The 17,713-nt window shown below is 43.7% G+C and carries 14 protein-coding genes and 1 riboswitch; of the genes, 1 reads left to right on the forward strand and 13 read right to left on the reverse strand.

Annotation, left to right across the window (positions count from 1 at the left end; all coding sequences use genetic code 11):
• Positions 1–116 precede the first annotated feature (116 nt).
• The 13 genes from WMO62_RS14290 to WMO62_RS14350 form a co-directional block, all read right to left on the reverse strand.
• A complete protein-coding gene (locus tag WMO62_RS14290) occupies positions 117–749 on the reverse strand; it encodes an ECF transporter S component (protein ID WP_117497747.1) in 633 nt (210 codons plus the stop codon).
• Positions 750–853: 104 nt separating this feature from the next.
• A riboswitch (FMN riboswitch) is annotated at positions 854–1,004 on the reverse strand.
• Positions 1,005–1,059: 55 nt separating this feature from the next.
• A complete protein-coding gene (locus WMO62_RS14295) occupies positions 1,060–1,539 on the reverse strand; it encodes a YbaK/EbsC family protein (RefSeq protein WP_349145079.1) in 480 nt (159 codons plus the stop codon).
• Positions 1,540–1,558: 19 nt separating this feature from the next.
• On the reverse strand, positions 1,559–2,818 hold the full coding sequence (locus WMO62_RS14300; RefSeq protein WP_349145080.1) for a PDDEXK-like family protein: 1,260 nt from the start codon (positions 2,816–2,818) through the stop codon (positions 1,559–1,561).
• 97 nt (positions 2,819–2,915) lie between these two features.
• Positions 2,916–5,057 carry a Tex family protein gene (locus WMO62_RS14305; RefSeq protein ID WP_349145081.1) on the reverse strand — a complete coding sequence of 714 codons (2,142 nt, stop codon included), beginning with the start codon at positions 5,055–5,057 and terminating at the stop codon, positions 2,916–2,918.
• An 8-nt stretch (positions 5,058–5,065) separates the two neighbouring features.
• Positions 5,066–5,668, reverse strand: coding sequence for a bifunctional phosphoserine phosphatase/homoserine phosphotransferase ThrH (gene thrH / locus WMO62_RS14310; RefSeq protein WP_349145090.1), 603 nt, complete (start codon positions 5,666–5,668; stop codon positions 5,066–5,068).
• Between the two features lie 26 nt (positions 5,669–5,694).
• Complete coding sequence (locus tag WMO62_RS14315; RefSeq protein ID WP_349145082.1) at positions 5,695–6,891, reverse strand: homoserine dehydrogenase; 1,197 nt, start codon at positions 6,889–6,891, stop codon at positions 5,695–5,697.
• A gap of 7 nt (positions 6,892–6,898) precedes the next feature.
• The gene (locus WMO62_RS14320; RefSeq protein ID WP_117497739.1) at positions 6,899–7,342 is read right to left on the reverse strand and encodes an ACT domain-containing protein; all 444 of its coding nucleotides are present in this window, start codon (positions 7,340–7,342) and stop codon (positions 6,899–6,901) included.
• Positions 7,339–8,461, reverse strand: a protein-coding gene (gene prfB, locus WMO62_RS14325) for a peptide chain release factor 2 (protein WP_117497737.1) whose coding sequence is annotated in 2 segments (ribosomal slippage) — positions 7,339–8,385 and positions 8,387–8,461 — 1,122 coding nt in all. Because the reading frame shifts where the segments join, the coding sequence is not laid out codon by codon here. Before prfB ends, WMO62_RS14320 begins: the two co-directional genes overlap by 4 nt.
• 46 nt (positions 8,462–8,507) lie before the next feature.
• Positions 8,508–11,081, reverse strand: a complete 2,574-nt coding sequence (gene secA, locus WMO62_RS14330) for a preprotein translocase subunit SecA (RefSeq protein WP_349145084.1) — start codon at positions 11,079–11,081, stop codon at positions 8,508–8,510.
• Positions 11,082–11,320: 239 nt separating this feature from the next.
• Positions 11,321–13,750, reverse strand: a complete 2,430-nt coding sequence (locus WMO62_RS14335) for an ABC transporter permease (protein WP_349145085.1) — start codon at positions 13,748–13,750, stop codon at positions 11,321–11,323.
• Positions 13,747–14,421, reverse strand: a complete 675-nt coding sequence (locus tag WMO62_RS14340) for an ABC transporter ATP-binding protein (protein WP_349145086.1) — start codon at positions 14,419–14,421, stop codon at positions 13,747–13,749. Before WMO62_RS14340 ends, WMO62_RS14335 begins: the two co-directional genes overlap by 4 nt.
• 113 nt (positions 14,422–14,534) lie before the next feature.
• Positions 14,535–15,800 (reverse strand): sensor histidine kinase, encoded by a 1,266-nt coding sequence (locus WMO62_RS14345; RefSeq protein WP_349145087.1) that lies wholly within the window; start codon positions 15,798–15,800, stop codon positions 14,535–14,537.
• Positions 15,776–16,465 (reverse strand): response regulator transcription factor, encoded by a 690-nt coding sequence (locus WMO62_RS14350; RefSeq protein WP_349145088.1) that lies wholly within the window; start codon positions 16,463–16,465, stop codon positions 15,776–15,778. The genes WMO62_RS14345 and WMO62_RS14350 overlap by 25 nt, the downstream gene beginning before the upstream one ends.
• A 437-nt stretch (positions 16,466–16,902) precedes the next feature.
• Here WMO62_RS14350 and WMO62_RS14355 point away from each other — a divergent pair, with 437 nt between their 5' ends.
• On the forward strand, positions 16,903–17,631 hold the full coding sequence (locus WMO62_RS14355; protein ID WP_349145089.1) for a hypothetical protein: 729 nt from the start codon (positions 16,903–16,905) through the stop codon (positions 17,629–17,631).
• The last annotated feature ends 82 nt before the right edge of the window (positions 17,632–17,713 follow it).

Here is a 17,713-nt window from a genome sequence, read left to right on the forward strand (position 1 = left end):
TCAAAAGAATATTTAGCCATAAAAATACCGACCTCCAATCGTTAGATTTTTAGGTCTAACTTTTGGGGGTCGGTACACTTCTGTCGTTCAGCGTTTTTATGTTATACGTATATGATCTACAGATTTCCTTTCAGGATCGGACTGATATGTTTGTACAGCAGTACGGTGATCACAGACACCAGCACACCTTTGATCAGGTTGAATGGTGCCACTGCCAGAACTACGAACGTCCACAGACTGTTGATCGCCGGATTGATGGCTGATCCCATCTCCACGAATGCATCAATCGGCATTCCAAATGCCTTTGCATAAGCCGGAAGCAATACAAGTGCATTGATAAACACTGCAACCACTGACATAGTCACAGTTCCTGCTGCCAGTCCGATGACTGCATGCTTTCTGGATTTCTTCATCTTGTAGATCAGCGAAGCCGGAAGTACAAACATACAACCCATTACAAAGTTGGCAAATTCACCGACAAACGCTGTCTGAGTTCCATTGACTACCAGATTGAGAAGCACCTTTACCAGCTCTGTGAGCACGCCTGCCACCGGCCCTAATGCAAATGCTCCGATCAAGATCGGTACTTCACTGAAATCCAGCTCGTAAAATCCCGGTGCAAGAAATGGCAGTGGAAATTCAAAAAGCATAAGAATGGTGGAGATCGCTGCCAGCATTCCCACGCAGACAATCATTCTGGTTGCCGCTCTTCCTGATCTTACAGTTGCGGTTGTTGATGTTGTTTTCATGATAATTCTCCTTTCAGATTAGCAGAGATCCTGTAACTGGAGAAACGCATATAAAAACCCCGGATCACAACAATCCGGGGCATCTTCATACACTGCAATACTACTTGTTTCCTCTCCCATCCAGACTATAACTGTCGGTACCGGAATCACACCGGTTCAGCCGCTTTACGCGGGTCGCGGACTTACCTGCTGTCTTTTGTTCCTGACAGCCTGAATACCGCCGGTGGGGAATTACACCCCGCCCCGAAGATCTCTTTTATTTTTACACATGATATTATACGCTTATATGTACCGTGATGCAAGAATTATTTTATTCCGATTTCTCCGGCTCCTTACATACATCGATCCAGCCTTTTGCTCCCGCGATCTTCTCCAGTTCCGGCACTGCCAGACGCACTGCACTGTGATCATTTCCAGCTGCCGGATAGACTGTATCAAACTGTCTCAGACTTTCATCCAAATACACATCCACACCTTCGTTAATTCCAAATGGACACACACCACCCGGTGCATGGCCGATGTACTGCTCCACCTCGTCAAATGGAATCATCTTTGCTTTTACATGAAACGTATCCTTGTATTTTCGATTGTCCACCCGGGCAGTTCCCTCCGCAAGGATTAATATTGCTTTGTCTCCCACCAGAAAAGACATAGTCTTTGCAATCATTGCCGGTTCCACACCAACAGCCTCTGCTGCTTCTGCCACAGTTGCTGTTGATTCTGCAAATTCAATCACCCGGTCCTCATAACCAACAGATTTTAAATATTCTTTTGCTTTTATAATAGACATGTCTGCTTCTCCTTCGCCTTTATTTCAATAAATTGAATAACGTCTGCTCTATCTGCTTTATTGCATTCGTCACAAATACTTTTCTCACCTTTTCATCAGCCAATGAAACCGCTACATCATTCATCGCTCGAAAATCAGGCACCTCTTTACTACTTTGCGTGGAGCCCGTGGGCAGATAACGCCAGACCGCCCACCAAGCCGACTGGTCAGATTTTGAGACTTTCAAAATACGTTCGATCCATGTTCTGGTATCCGTATCATAATCATCCACCTGATTTCCTTTTCCCTCCGGTGAATTCGCTGTCGGATCAAACAGGCAGAATCCGGCAAAAAGGCGATTATCAATTTCAATGCGAAACCAAAGCTGGTAAGTACGAAACGCAGGAATATTCGTCACAATATAATTGATTCCCGGATAAGTCGAATATGCATGATCATAGAACTGATCTGCCTGCTTCTCATATCCATACCAGTCAATCTGTGTCTCCTCTTCCAGATGATAGGTTTCTTTCAAAGGAGCCATCTGTCGTTTAAATTCTTCCATCACCTGCAATAACAATTTCGTTTTTGCATTTTCCAAAGAATCCGATATCTGAATAACTGCCCGAAGAGAATCTGCTGATTTGCCAATCTCTTTTGCAACCGCCTGCATTGTTTTTTCTTCTGTTGCTCCCGTCATATGTTCCACGCTTTCTCTCAATTGTTCCAACACCATTTTTGTCCGTCCACGACTCACCTGACAGCATGCGATAAGCCATTGCAGAATAGTGTTCTGAAAGGAAATGCAGATGATATCTTTTTCCGGAACACACTCTTCTCCTGATTTGTAGCTATATGCCCCCGGCATCGTTCCGAATCTGGTGAGGTACACCACTTTTGCTGTCTGATCGCGCTGCCTTGCAAACTGATAATAATCTAGGCACTGTGCTTTCTGTTCCCCTGCAAAAATCTTCACTTCCACAGGAACAAAATAACCGCCGATTTCAATTACAATATCAATCCTGCGATTTTCGTCTATGACATACTCTGTTGTCACGATTGCCTGATCCAACTGTTCACAGGCTATGTGCTGCAACTCCGGAATTTCTTTCAAAAACAACGAGAGGAATTTACTGTTTTCTCCATGTTTCCCTCTGGGATTCAGAAAATCTCCAATTACCCGGCAGATCAGAACTTCTTTCGTCTCTATGGATAAAACCGAAAAAATATTATACGGATCTGTGGCATTTGCAACTGTTTTATTTTGTTTTACAACTGTATTCAATAACTCTGTTTCCATCTCTGTTTATCCAATCATCGTCAACACCACTGCCACCACGAACACAGGCCTCAGGAATCTTCACTCCCAAGGCCTGTTCCTATTACATCTTGCTTTATTACAATTTCATGGACAGAGAGATCCGCTTCTTCGAGACATCTACCGCCAGCACTTTCACATCCACAACGTCGCCTACTTTGACCACATCCAGCGGATGTTTGATAAAGCGCTCAGACATCTCAGATACATGCACCAGTCCATCCTGATGAACACCAATATCCACAAATGCACCGAAATCCATAATATTGCGGACAGTTCCCTTGAGCACCATCCCCGGAGTCAGGTCTTTCATATCCAGCACATCGCTTCTGAGCACCGGGCGCGGCATCTCATCACGAGGGTCTCTGGCCGGCTTTTCCAGCTCCTGTACAATATCCTTCAGAGTCAGTTCACCAACGCCCAGCTCTTCTGCCGTTTTCTTCGGCTCACGTACTTTCTTCGAGATACCTTTCAGTCCTCCTCCGATAATATCCTCTGCGGAATATCCAAGAGAAGTCAGAAGCTTCATAGCTGCCTCATAGCTCTCCGGATGTACACTGGTAGTATCCAGCGGGTTGTCTCCATTCATGATCCGAAGGAATCCTGCACACTGCTCATAAGCCTTCGGTCCCAGCTTCGGCACTTTCAGAAGCTGTCTTCTGTCTGCGAATCTGCCGTTCGCTTCTCTGTATGTCACAATATTTTTTGCCAGCGTCTTGGTGATGCCGGAAATGTACTCCAAAAGTGGTGCTGAAGCCGTATTCAGATCAACCCCCACTTTATTTACAGAGTCTTCAACCACTCCTCCAAGAGCTTCGCTCAATCTCTTCTGATTCATATCATGCTGATACTGACCAACTCCGATAGCCTTCGGATCGATCTTTACCAACTCCGCCAGTGGATCCTGCAGTCTTCTTGCAATGGAAGCTGCACTTCTCTGTCCCACATCAAAATTCGGAAATTCCTCTGTTGCCAGCTTACTTGCAGAATATACGGATGCTCCCGATTCACTGACGATCACATACTGTACCTTCTCCGGGATCTCTTTTAAAAGCTCCACGATCACCTGCTCAGATTCTCTGGAAGCGGTACCGTTTCCAAGAGAAATCAACGTAATATGGTATTTTTCAATCAGCTTTTTCAAGGTTGCTTTTGCTTCTTTTACCTTATTCTGAGGTGCAGTTGGATAAATAACTACCGTATCCAGTACTTTTCCGGTAGGATCTACTACTGCCAGCTTGCAGCCTGTACGGAATGCCGGATCCCAGCCGAGCACGGTCTGTCCTGCAATCGGAGGCTGCATGAGAAGCTGCTCCAGATTCTTTCCAAATACACGGATTGCTCCCTCTTCTGCCTGCTCAGTCAGAAGGTTACGGATCTCACGCTCGATGGCCGGTGCGATCAGGCGGCTGTAACTGTCTTTTACCACTTCTTCCAGCGTCGGAGATGTGATTGGATTATCCCTTGTGATCACACGGCTTTCCAGATAACTTAAGATCTCCGGTTCCGGTGCAACAATCTTTACAGTCAGCACCTTTTCGGCCTCACCTCTGTTCAGAGCCAGCGTCCGATGTCCTGCCATCTTGCTGATTGGCTGGCTAAAATGATAATAGGTCTCATATACAGACTGCTCTTTCTCATCTTTTGCTTCAGAGGTGATCTCGCCCTCTTTCAGTGTCTTATTTCTGATCCAGGTGCGATAATCTGCTTCATCGGATATGCTCTCCGCAATAATGTCCATAGCTCCGGCGATGGCTTCCTGTACCGTTGCCACACCTTTTTCCTCAGACAGATAACTTTCTGCCTCTGTTTCCAGCGGTGTCGTTGTCATCTGAAGAAGAATAATATTGGCCAGACCTTCCAGTCCTTTCTCTTTTGCCATAGTCGCACGAGTCCGGCGTTTCGGACGATATGGACGATAAAGGTCATCCACAGCCACCTGTGTCTGCGCTGCCTCGATCGCTGCTTTGAGCTCTTCCGTCAGTTTCCCCTGCTCCTCAATGCTGGAGATCACCTGTGCCTTCTTATCTTCCAGATTGCGAAGATAGGTCAGCCGCTCACCCAGATCACGAAGCTGCTCGTCATTAAGCGCACCAGTAGCTTCCTTCCGGTAACGGGAAATGAACGGGATGGTATTTCCCTCATCAATCAGTTTGACTGCTGCTTCCACCTGCCATTTCTTCACCTGAAGTTCTTCTGTCAGTTTCTGTATAATATCCATAAAAAATCTTACTCCAATACTTCTTTGATTGCTGCCAGGAACTCATCATAAGTCTCAAATGCTTTCAGTTCCGGGTAATCCTTTTTGATCTGGTCGGTAGTGCGGAACAAAAATCCTGCCCGGCTTGCTTTGATCATGCCCAGATCATTAAAGCTGTCTCCTGCAGCAATGGTATCAAATCCAGCTGACTGCAATGCTTTTACAGTAGTCAGCTTGGAATTCTCAATTCTCATCTTAAATCCGGTAATGGTTCCGTCTTCTGCCACTTCCAGAGAGTTGCAGAACAGAGTCGGCCATCCCAGCTTCTTCATCAACGGTTTTGCAAACTGCGTAAAGGTGTCACTGATGATGATCACCTGGGTCAGAGAACGCAGTTCATCCAGGAATTCTTTTGCTCCCGGCAGCGGATCGATCTTCTCGATGGTTGCCTGGATTTCTTTCAGCCCAAGTCCATGCTCTTTCAGGATTCCAAGACGCCATTTCATCAGTTTATCATAATCCGGCTCATCACGGGTAGTACGCTTCAACTCCGGAATTCCACTGGCCTCTGCAAATGCGATCCAGATCTCCGGCACCAGTACTCCTTCCAGATCAAGACACACGATATCCATCATTTTTCATTTCCTCCTCTTCAAGCTCAGCCTGCCACACGGATCATACTGATAATATCAAGATTTTTTGCTTTTCTTGCAAATGCATCTTCAGACATGACAGGAGTCATGAACCCAATCTCACCTTTAATCTTTGCATCGATCATCTCCACATCACCAAATACTTTTGCATCTTTGGCATCAGATTTCATACGGACAAAGAAACGATGGGTCATCTCTCCTACCGGAGCCAGTTCCAGTTTCTGCGGATTCCAGAACGTGGTAATGATCTTTCCAAGATGTCTTGCTGCATCCACCATATCACCGGCAACAGCACTGGCAGTCGGCAGTTTACCTGCTCCGCTTCCATAGAACATGGACGCTCCCAGCATATTACCTTCCACACATACTGCATTAAATACATCATTTACCATGTAGAGCGGATTCTCTTTACGAACAAATGCCGGAGCTACCATGACACAGTAAGTATCCCCCTGCTTCTTGCTGACAGCCAGCAGTTTGATAGCACAGCCTGCTTTTTTTGCATATGCAAAATCTTCAGCCGTCACTTTGGTAATGCCCTCTGTATAAATATCTTTAAAATCCACCTGATTACCACTGGCAAGAGAAGTCAGGATCGCGATCTTTCTGCACGCATCCCAGCCTTCCACGTCTGCTTCCGGGTGAAGCTCCGCATAGCCCTTTGCCTGGGCTTCTTTCAGCACATCATCATAATTCAGCCCTTCTCTGGACATCTTGGTCAGCATGTAGTTAGTGGTTCCGTTTAAGATACCGGAGATCTCTACGATCACATCTGCCGTCAGAGAAGAATTAAGAGGACGGATAATAGGAATACCGCCTCCTACACTTGCCTCAAACAGATAATTCACCTGATGATCCTTCGCAATCTGAATCAGTTCAGCACCATGCTCAGCCACCAGTTCCTTGTTGGAAGTACACACACTTTTTCCTGCTTCCAGGCAGCGTCTGGTAAACTCATACGCCGGATGAAGTCCTCCCATAACCTCAGCCACGATCTTCACTTCATCATCATTAAGGATGTCTTCAAAATCATGTTTCAGTACATCCATGACCGGATCTCCCGGAAATTCTCTTAAGTCCAGCACATACTGTACTCTCAGTTCCTGTCCCACTTTTTTGTCAATGCTGGTCTTGTTTGTTCTAAACACCTCATATACACCGGATCCAACGGTGCCATAACCCATAATTGCAACTTTTATCATTAGTATTTTACTCCCTGCCTAATATTTTGAGATATCTGACTCCCTGCTGCTGTTCAATCTTTTCGATCATGGCAGATACGTCCCCTGTGGTAGAAAGCACCTGAACGCTGAGGGTCAGCGTAGCGATTCCGTTGATCGGGATCGTCTGATGAATTGTAAGAATGTTTGCTCCAAATTCTGCAATGATGTTCAGAACCGTGGACAGAAGTCCCGGTTCATCCTCCACCTGAAGCATAAAAGTAACAGTCTTTCCTTTCGCCTCATCATGGAAAGGAAAGATGTCCTCTTTGTATTTATAAAATGAACTGCGGCTGATGCCAAGCTGATCTGCCGCTTCCTGGACAGTCATGCCAGGATTGCAATCCAGAAGACGCTTGGCCTCCACCACTTTCAGCAGAACCTCTGGTACTGCTTTTTTCTTTAGCACGAAATACTTGCTGTTTTCCGTCATTCCTGTTCCTCCGGTGACAGATTGATCCATTTCAGGTAAGCATTGATAAATGGATCGATCTTTCCATCCATCACAGCATCTACGTTGCTGACTTCGCAGCTGGTACGATGGTCTTTAACCAGTGTATACGGCTGCATCACATACGAACGAATCTGATTTCCCCAGGCAATATCACTGACTTCTCCGCGGATGCCGGATAATTTCTCTGCCTGCTTCTGCTGTTCCAGAAGGTAAAGTTTAGCCTTCAGCATCTGCATGGCTTTGTCCTTATTCTGATGCTGAGAACGTTCATTCTGGCATTGTACTACAATTCCCGTAGGAATATGTGTAATACGGATCGCAGATGAAGTCTTGTTGATGTGCTGTCCACCTGCTCCGCTGGAACGGTACGTATCGATTCGCAGATCATCCGGATTGATCTCCACCTCAATGTCGCCTTCAATATCCGGCATCACATCACAGGAGACAAAGGAAGTCTGCCGTTTTCCCTGTGCATTGAATGGAGAAATACGGACCAGACGGTGCACACCTTTTTCGGATTTGAGATATCCGTAGGCATTTTCTCCATGCACCTCAAAGGTAACCGATTTGATACCTGCCTCATCACCATCCAGATAGTCCAACACTTCTACGGTAAAACCCTTACGCTCTGCCCAGCGGGTATACATACGGTAAAGCATGCCCGCCCAGTCACAGGACTCGGTTCCTCCTGCTCCTGCATTCAGCTTGATGATAGCATCTGTACTATCATATTCGCCAGACAGGAGCGTCTTGATCCGCATGGCCTCAAATGCCTCTGTAAACTGATCCAGTTCTTCTTGAATCTCTGGAATCAGAGATTCATCGTTCTCTTCATAGCCCATCTCCAACAGTGTCTCAATATCTTCGTACTGTTGCTCCAGGCTTTCATATTTCTGTTTTTCTTCTTTGAGAATGTTCAGCTCCTTCATACCTTCCTGGGATTTTTCCACATTGTCCCAGTAGCCAGGTGCCTCCATCTCCCGTTCTAATTCTTCGATCCTGAGCGTCTTTGAAGCCAGGTCAAAGTGAATCCCTCAGTTCTGTCATGGGTTTTGCGTAGCTGCTCAGTGTATATTTAAACTGATCTAATTCTACCATAACCACACCTTCTTTCTTTTAAAATTTATGATACTTTCAATCGTGTTTATTTCATCAATTTACGGCCGCAGCACTGCTTGTATTTCTTGCCGCTTCCGCAAGGACACGGATCGTTCGGATATACTTTATCTGCAGCACGCTGTACCGGTTTTTTGCCAAAGGAATCATCCTTGTTGGTTCCGGTTACCTGTGCAACTTCCTCACGCTCTGCCTTCTCTTCAATCTTCACATGCATCAGCAGACGTACGGTATCTTCCTGAATGCCTGCTGTCATAGCCTCGAACATCTCATAGCCGCTCATCTTATACTCAACCAGCGGATCTCTCTGTCCGTATGCCTGAAGACCAATACCCTGTCTCAACTGCTCCATATCATCGATATGGTTCATCCATTTGCGGTCAATAACTTTCAGAAGGAATACACGTTCCAGCTCACGGATCATCTCCGGATTCGGGAACTCTGCCTCCTTTGCCTCATACAGCTTCGTTCCTTCCTGCTTCAGAGCATGCTTCAACTCTGCTTTATTCTTACAGCCAATGCGTTCCACAGTAATCATCTCAAAAGGAATGATAGGAAGCAGTGTCTCATTCAGACCTGAAAGATCCCATTCCTGCGGATCCTGATCATCGCCGATAAAGGTATCTACTGTGTTCTCTACCACATCAGAAATCATCTTGTAGATAGAATCTCTCATGCTCTCGCCGTCCAGTACACGACGACGCTCTGCATAGATGATCTCTCTCTGCTCATTCATTACCTGGTCATACTCCAGCAGGTTTTTACGAATACCAAAGTTATTATTTTCAATTTTCATCTGTGCTTTTTCAATCGCACTTGTAAGCATCTTGTGCTCAATCTGCTCATTTTCCGGAACTCCCAATGCATTGAATACATCCATCAGACGTTCAGAACCAAACAGTCTCATCAGATCATCTTCCAGTGAGATATAGAAACGTGATTCACCTGGATCTCCCTGACGGCCTGCACGACCACGCAGCTGATTATCAATACGTCTGGACTCATGACGTTCTGTACCAATGATCTTCAATCCACCAGCTGCCTTTGCCTCATCGTCCAGCTTAATATCCGTACCACGACCTGCCATGTTAGTTGCGATCGTAACAGCTCCATGCTGACCTGCCAGTGCTACGATCTCAGCCTCTCTCTCATGGAATTTTGCATTGAGGACTTCATGCTGGATACCGCGCTTCTGAAGCATACGGCTGAGTTCCTCGGAAGTCTCGATTGTGATCGTACCTACCAGCACCGGCTGTCCCGTTGCGTGCGCTTTCTCAATCTCGTTGCAGACTGCGAAAAATTTCTCTTTCTTGGTCTTGTATACGGCATCATGCAGGTCCTTACGGATAACCGGCTTATTGGTCGGAATCTCCACAACGTCCATTCCATAGATTGCCCGGAACTCTTTTTCCTCAGTCAATGCCGTACCGGTCATACCGGATTTCTTGTCATATTTATTGAAGAAATTCTGGAACGTGATATTTGCAAGAGTCTTGCTTTCCCGTTTTACTTTTACGTGCTCTTTTGCCTCAATTGCCTGATGAAGTCCATCAGAGTAACGACGGCCTGGCATAATACGTCCGGTAAACTCATCAACGATAAATACCTGATCATCTTTTACCACATAATCCTGATCGCGGAACATCAGGTTATTAGCGCGAAGTGCCAGCTCCATGTTGTGCTGGATCTCCAGATTCTCCGGATCTGCCAGGTTCTCGATCTTGAAGAACTGCTCTACCTTCTTGATACCATCAGCTGTCAGATGAACGATCTTATCTTTCTCATTGACGATGAAGTCTCCGGTCTCCTCGATCTCCTCACCCATGATGGCATCCATCTTGGAAAATTCCTTGCTTGCCTCACCACGGGTCAGCGTATGAGCCACATAATCGCACAGCTCATAAAGCTTGGTGGATTTGCCGCTCTGACCAGAGATGATCAACGGAGTTCTCGCCTCATCGATCAGAATAGAGTCAATCTCATCGATGATGGCATAATGTAATTCTCTCTGTACCAGCTGCTCTTTGTAAATAACCATGTTATCACGCAGGTAGTCAAATCCCAGCTCGTTATTGGTTACATAAGTAATGTCGCAATTGTATGCAGCACGTCTCTCTTCCTTGGTGGAAGCATTCAGTACTACACCTACCGTCAGGCCAAGAAACTCATGAACCTTACCCATCCAGCCAGCATCACGGCTTGCAAGATAATCATTGACGGTTACAACATGAACGCCCTTTCCCTCCAGCGCATTCAAATATGCCGGGAGTGTGGATACCAGCGTCTTACCTTCACCAGTCTTCATCTCTGCAATACGTCCCTGATGAAGGATCATACCACCGATCAACTGTACCCGGTAATGCTCCATACCAAGTACACGCTTTGCTGCCTCTCTGACAGTTGCAAATGCCTCTGGAAGAAGATCATCCAGAGTCTCTCCTGCTGCCAGTCTCTGCTTGTATTCTTTTGTCTTATCTTTCAGTTCCTCATCGGTCAGCGCCTGCATAGTCGGACGCAATGCTTCGATCTTATCAATGGTGGGAGCAATCAGTTTCAATTCTCTCTCACTGTGAGTACCGAACAATTTGTTGATAATATTCATATTCTACTCCTGTCTATCTATATAGATCCTGGCAAAATACCCTTCTTTTTGCCACATGCGCCCATTATAGCATAAATCTACAATTTGGTAAACTTAAAAAAGGACCCCGACACCCTGCAATAAGGTGTCGGAATCCTCTTTATACTTCATGAAATCTATATGCGACCTTCTAATCTCACTTTAAACTCAAACTCAGCGGTAAACCCATTGGAAAAAGTAAGGGCCATCTCAATTACTTGCTATCCATCATACCTTATTCTTTCTACCAGCGTTTCCTTTTTCAGATTACTGCTTAAAACACAGGAAAGCACAATTTGTAGAATACCAACCAGAAGAATCATAACAAGAATCGGGATAAGAGGAACGTGATAAACGTTCATTCCAAAAATCCCATTATGCTTCGCATAGGAAAACAGTGCATAGCCAAGGGGCAGACCGGCAGCAAGTGCGACGCAGATGGTGCCAACCGTAAAAATCAAGCCCTGTATTTGTAAGCACAGATTCAACTGCTTATTGGTCATGCCTACCGCTTGCAGCACACCGTATTCCTGCTTCTTCGTGGTGATATTGATGATCATGGTGTTTGCCAGATTCATAAACCCAATGAGACCGACAATTGCCATGAACAGATAGCAGCCAAGCTTCATCATACGGCTTGCGTATTCTGCAGATTGTAACTGTGCATGATAGGTATCCATTTTTATATGCGAAGTATTAGAAATCAAAGTATTCAGACTCTGTTCCACAGATGCAACATCTTTTTTATCACAGTCCACCCACAGATAGCCATAGGCTGTTCCCCTCGGATTCATGGAACGGTATACACCTTCCGGAATGACAAGATAAGTGTCCGCGCTTACAAAGGATCCTGCAATCTTTCCCTGATAGGTATAGGTTTCACTTCCATTCTCAAAGTCAAATACAATAGATTCACCCGGAGCATATCCATCTTGTTCCATCCACGCCGACCAGCCAAAGAAAATTTCACCATTCTTTACCGCCTGATCATAGTCCATAGAGCCAATATCCCCGTCTTGGCGCATAAAATCAAAATCATTTTTACTCACAATATCAGCCGGAAATCTTGTTCCGTTCAGATTTACAGAGACAATCTCTCTCGTCATGACATCTGTCACTCCTGGAATGCTTTTGATTTCTTCAATCATTGAATCATTCAGTGGGTTGTTCTGTAGGATTGTGTCCAGATTATTCTCCGAATAGGCTTCATCATAATTCTGGGAATAATCCAGCTGCAACTCAAATTGTCCATGGTTGATTGCAATCCGCGCCTCGTGCTCCGTGTCAATATTTCCAACATAATTAGAGATAATTACAAACAATACACAGGAAAGCCCCATGGTAAGAATCGTAGCAATGGTTCTTTTCGGATTGCCTGTCACATTTGCCATTGCCATGGAGAAAACGGTGACATCTTTTCTGCCTTTTCGTCTGCCCTGTTTTTGCGTTTTGGAGCCGTCAAGATACCGTGTCGCTTCGATAGGTGAAATCCGGGAAACAATTTTCATGGGTTTGCGCAGAGCCAAAACGACCGTAAGAAACGATACAAAAATGCAGATGAGCATAATTGTCAGTGAAAACAGAGGCACCTGATGGTTCTTGATTCCGGACGATACCAGATTTCCCTGCTCCACCAGCCAGTTGAAGCTGACTTTTGCAATCAGGAAACCAAACAGCAGCCCCAGCGGTATAGAAGGAACCGCCAGAAGAATGCCCTCACGAAAGATCAACTGCTTCATCTGCTTTCTGGTTGCACCCAGCGCCTTGATTTTTCCGTACTCCTGAACCTTCTGGGCGATCCCGACCTGGAAGATATTATAAATGACCACAACGGAAAACAGCACGATTCCGAGGATCAGGGTTCCACAAACCACAATCATTTCATAGCTCGGCTGCAATACCCACTGCAGGTAGAGGTCATTGATGATCACGTTTTTCTGGTCAATGTCGCAGGAATCCGCGATTTCTTTTATAACAGGCGCAACATTATTCATAGATACATTTTCAGAATCGCTCAAGGTAAAATAGATATTATATTGCCTGTCACCCTCCGCAACACGCTCATTATAAAAATCCTGCGAACCGAATACAACATAGGAAGCCTCGATGGTATATTCATCCCGGTCATATAAAATCCCGCTGACAGTAAATTCCACCGGTGCGTATTCCGACTGCATGCCGGAACGGTACTCCAATGTTACGGTGTCTCCGACCTTTACATCATGGTATCCCACTGCATCAAAGAAAGCGCGTCCTGCGGCAATTTCCTGCGCCTTTTCCGGATAGGTACCTTCCTTCAACACATATTCCTGATTATAGGGAAGCATTTTCCTGACCGTTTCATCCGCACTGACAAAGCCGCCATTTTCATTTCCTTTCAGGATGCCCTCCGTACACATGATGCCGATATCAGATATCTCAGCTCTGCGTTCCACTTCTTTTAATTGCGTACCATCTGCGGCGATAAACAGGCCATAGTTGCTTCCGTATGAGCTTGCCGCCTGACTTTTCTGTAAACGAATTACCCCATTTCCCACAGTACTGATGATAACAAGCAGCATCGTGGTCAGACAGATTGCCATCATGATCAGTATACTTCTTGTCCTGTTCCTTTTGTCATTGCTATATGCAATCCTGCTTATTGTCTTCATCTGAAATCCACCACCTGTCCGTCCTCAATCACCAGAATACGGTCAGCGACCTGTGCAATTTCGTCATCATGGGTAATCATTACAATTGTCTGTCCATATTTTTTTGCTGTCATCTTAAGCAGAGCGATTACCTCATCACTGGTCTTAGAATCAAGATTGCCTGTCGGCTCATCTGCAAATATAATTTCCGGACGATTCACCAGTGCTCTTGCAATTGCTACTCTCTGCTGCTGTCCTCCGGATAACTGATTTGGCAGATTATAAATCCGGTTTTCAATCCCCAGAGTTGCAATAATATCATTTACATACGCTTCATCCACTTTTCTTCCGTCCAGCCCCAATGGCAGTACAATATTTTCCCAGACATTAACAGATGAAACCAGATTAAATGCCTGAAAAACAAATCCGATTTTTCTTCTACGGAAAACAGCAAGGGCATTTTCCTTCATCCTGTATAAATTTTTCCCTGCTAAAGTAACACTGCCTTTTGTCGGGGTGTCTAGCCCTCCAAGCATATGAAGTAATGTACTTTTACCGGAACCTGACTTTCCAACAATTGCGACAAATTCTCCCCGCTCAATCTGAATGTCCACCTGATTGACCGCTTTGACCTGATTCTCACCTGCGCCATAAAACTTACAAAGCTGCTTGGTTTCTAATATCACACTCATGTGTTGCCTCCTTTTCATCCTACATCCAAATTGTATCAGGGCAATCTTTCATTTCACTTTCAAAAAACGAGCAGAAGTCTTACAGAATTGTAAGATTTCTGCTCACTTAAAATTTAACCAACATATGGTAATTGAATCACAAACGTGCTTCCTTTTTTCTTTTTGCCGGAGGTTACCGTAATCGTACCTGCGTGTTTTTCGATAATTTCTCTCGATAGAAAAAGTCCGATTCCTGTACCACTCTTTTCCATGACCTCCTTGGAACTTCCTCTGTAAAATCGTTGAAAAATTTTGTGATACTCATTCTGCGGAATACCAATTCCCTGATCCTCAATTTCCATTCTTACAAGATCGTTTCTTTTTTGTAACCGGATAAATATTTTTGAACCACACGGACTGTACTTGACCGCATTATCCAGAACGTTGATCACAGCTTCACCAAGCCACCTTTTATCCTGCATAATCGTGCATGTTTCCAGCTCTTTTTCATAGTCAAAAACGAATTCAATTTCTTTCTCATCCGCTTTAGGATAAGTGCGGTTCACAGCAGATATGACAGTATCCATAAGCGGAAGTTTTTTCTTATTAATCTGAATCAGTCCAGTTTCCATCTTGGATATTTCAAGAAGCGACTGCAATAATGTCTCCAGTCCATCCAGAGCACTCCGACAACGGATACGAAACTCCTCCTGTTCTGTGGCACTTAAGTCATTCTGCATCAGCACACTAAAACATGTATCCAAAGCTGCAACCGGTGTCTTTAACTGGTGAGAAATATCAGAAACCATTTCTTTCGTGTTCTCCTTTTCTGCCCTTGCTTCTTCCTTTATCAACTGAATATGATGTCCGATTGCTTCAAGCTGGTCATTCAATTTATCCATTTCTGCATGATTTTCCGTTTTCAGTAAATCATCAAATTTATTTTCACGGAATCTGATCAGAATTTCTTCCAACTGGTCTAAAATTTTCTGATGACACGCATCTTCTTTTTTCTTCCAATAAAGTAAAAAAGTCAAAAGAAGCACGCATATCACAGTGCTTACAGCACCGGTCACCATAACATGATGCCGGAATTGCGAATAAAATGCATTCCCTTTATTCCCCCAGTATCCATATTGCTCCAATAATCGCCTTCCCTGTTCGTTAGTTTCAATATCCTTATCCTTAAGCAATTCCGAAACAGCATCCAGCCCGGAAAATTCTTCCTTTGCAGCAATCTCTGTCATAAGATTCATTTTATATTTATAATCTTCATAAAACACATACGTGGTAAAGCAATTTAATATTGCAAACAATAATATGACAGGTAATACCAAGGAGAGCACTACTGTAATCTTCTTGCAATATCTCTTTGTCACTGCCTTACCTCCTGATTCCATATATACCCAAGACCTCTGATATTCTTTATATAGACCGGTGCAGCCGGATTGTCTTCGATTTTCTCACGGAGTCTTCTGATATTGACAGCGATTGTATTTTCATCCACAAAATCCCCTTCCAGATCAAACACATTTTCCAATATTTGTGTTTTTGAAAGAATCTGTTTCGGATTCTGAAGAAAAAAAGTCAGCATTTTCAACTCCGTTTTTGTCAGATTGATTTCACGACTCTTTATCAGGACTTTCATTTCTCCTGCGATAAATACGATATCTCCCGAAATCATCTTTCCGGCTTCCGTTTTCTCCTGTCTGCGGCGGAAATGTGCTTCTATTTTCAAAAGAAGTACCGAAAGACTAAACGGCTTTGTAATATAATCATCTGCCCCTGCTTCATATCCCATGACCTGATCCATCTCCTGATCTAGTGCTGTAAGACAAATAATGTATGTATTATAATTGCATCTCATCCACCTTACAAATTCCAGTCCATTCCCATCCGGAAGATTCACATCACAAATGGTAACATCCACATTATTATCACTTGCAATTCTTTTCGCTTTTTTCACTGATTCTGCTGAAAAAACCTCATATCCGGATTTTTTCAGTGAAAATGTAATTCCACGATTTAAATTTTCATCATCTTCAACCACGAGTATACCTGGCATAGCATATGCACCTCTCTTTATTAACTATTCCCTAATTCTTCAAACATTTCATTACCTCTGTCAATTCCGATTGAGATTTCATATATTCCAAGGGATTTAATAATTGTTATATTTTATTATCAAATATATCTCAAGCCCTTGAAAAGACTAAGTTTATCTAAAACAGTATAACATAAAATGAAAACGACATGGTGAACTGATTGAAATGCTTCTATTTTTTGTAGCGAATGATTGATTGGACGATAGGGAGATATGATACGATGAGAACAATATTTGCAGAATACAATCCACACCCTCCACTTCGATAATACTGCTTGTAAGTCAAATTATAACATGTTACACTTCTTTTATTATGTAACGCAAGATATAATGAGCGTTAGTGAGTGGAAACATGCTTTCATGCTCATCCCGAACGGCGAATGATATAAGGTGATCATATGATAAATAAAAAGAAAAGTACCAAAAAAAATGACACTTCCAACAGTATGGTTATTAAGGTAATGCTGCTTGGATTCCTGGGTGGAAATATGATATATGCGGTCATTGCCTTTCTGATGGGAGATATGCAGTATATTCCTGAGGTTTTGACAAAAACAGGCGCCTGCCTAGTCATTCATACTATACTGTTATTAGGTGTAACTGCTTTGGAACACATTGAGGACAGAAACTGGAGGATTAAGAATCGTGTTGGAACCGATCTTGGCAGTGAATATAAAACGCTCAAATGCAGTGCTACTTACTATATGCTTTATATTTCTACATTTCTGCTTACTCTGATGCTTATTGCATTTTTATACTTATGGTATCAGGATGAGAGAGAAACTCTCATTGAAAGTTATCGCAATGGAGGTCTGACAACGGATATTGTTTATATCATATTTATGTATCTTGTCTCCATTTATTGCTTTTTCAGATATACCTGTCAAAAAGTATTCTATACAGAACTTTCTATCTACCATGTGAGCTTCTTTAAAAAAGAAAAAGTTACATGGTCACAGATTCAAACGATAAAATACCGCTATAAGAAAAAGAAACAAAAATTCATCTTTACAACACACGATCATAAAACAATTACTTTACGTTCTGATATATTATATGATGGCTGGGCTGATTTTGAAGAATATGTACTTGATATGGCAGATATCTATGAAATAGCGATAAATTAATTAATAAAGGGAGTATCCCAAAGTTTGTGTAAACCTCCAAACTGATGTAAGATAAAATTACTCAGTTTGGAGGTTATTTTTA

Source organism: Hominiventricola aquisgranensis (assembly GCF_040096225.1).
GTDB lineage: Bacteria > Bacillota > Clostridia > Lachnospirales > Lachnospiraceae > Hominiventricola > Hominiventricola aquisgranensis.

Bases quoted from the DNA above. Each gene is read 5' to 3' on its own strand.
- WMO62_RS14290 (WP_117497747.1), bottom strand. From the start codon at position 749: ATGAAAACAACATCAACAACCGCAACTGTAAGATCAGGAAGAGCGGCA.
- WMO62_RS14295 (WP_349145079.1), bottom strand. From the start codon at position 1,539: ATGTCTATTATAAAAGCAAAAGAATATTTAAAATCTGTTGGTTATGAG.
- WMO62_RS14300 (WP_349145080.1), bottom strand. From the start codon at position 2,818: ATGGAAACAGAGTTATTGAATACAGTTGTAAAACAAAATAAAACAGTT.
- WMO62_RS14305 (WP_349145081.1), bottom strand. From the start codon at position 5,057: ATGGATATTATACAGAAACTGACAGAAGAACTTCAGGTGAAGAAATGG.
- thrH (WP_349145090.1), bottom strand. From the start codon at position 5,668: ATGGATATCGTGTGTCTTGATCTGGAAGGAGTACTGGTGCCGGAGATC.
- WMO62_RS14315 (WP_349145082.1), bottom strand. From the start codon at position 6,891: ATGATAAAAGTTGCAATTATGGGTTATGGCACCGTTGGATCCGGTGTA.
- WMO62_RS14320 (WP_117497739.1), bottom strand. From the start codon at position 7,342: ATGACGGAAAACAGCAAGTATTTCGTGCTAAAGAAAAAAGCAGTACCA.
- secA (WP_349145084.1), bottom strand. From the start codon at position 11,081: ATGAATATTATCAACAAATTGTTCGGTACTCACAGTGAGAGAGAATTG.
- WMO62_RS14335 (WP_349145085.1), bottom strand. From the start codon at position 13,750: ATGAAGACAATAAGCAGGATTGCATATAGCAATGACAAAAGGAACAGG.
- WMO62_RS14340 (WP_349145086.1), bottom strand. From the start codon at position 14,421: ATGAGTGTGATATTAGAAACCAAGCAGCTTTGTAAGTTTTATGGCGCA.
- WMO62_RS14345 (WP_349145087.1), bottom strand. From the start codon at position 15,800: ATGGAATCAGGAGGTAAGGCAGTGACAAAGAGATATTGCAAGAAGATT.
- WMO62_RS14350 (WP_349145088.1), bottom strand. From the start codon at position 16,465: ATGCCAGGTATACTCGTGGTTGAAGATGATGAAAATTTAAATCGTGGA.
- WMO62_RS14355 (WP_349145089.1), top strand. From the start codon at position 16,903: ATGATAAATAAAAAGAAAAGTACCAAAAAAAATGACACTTCCAACAGT.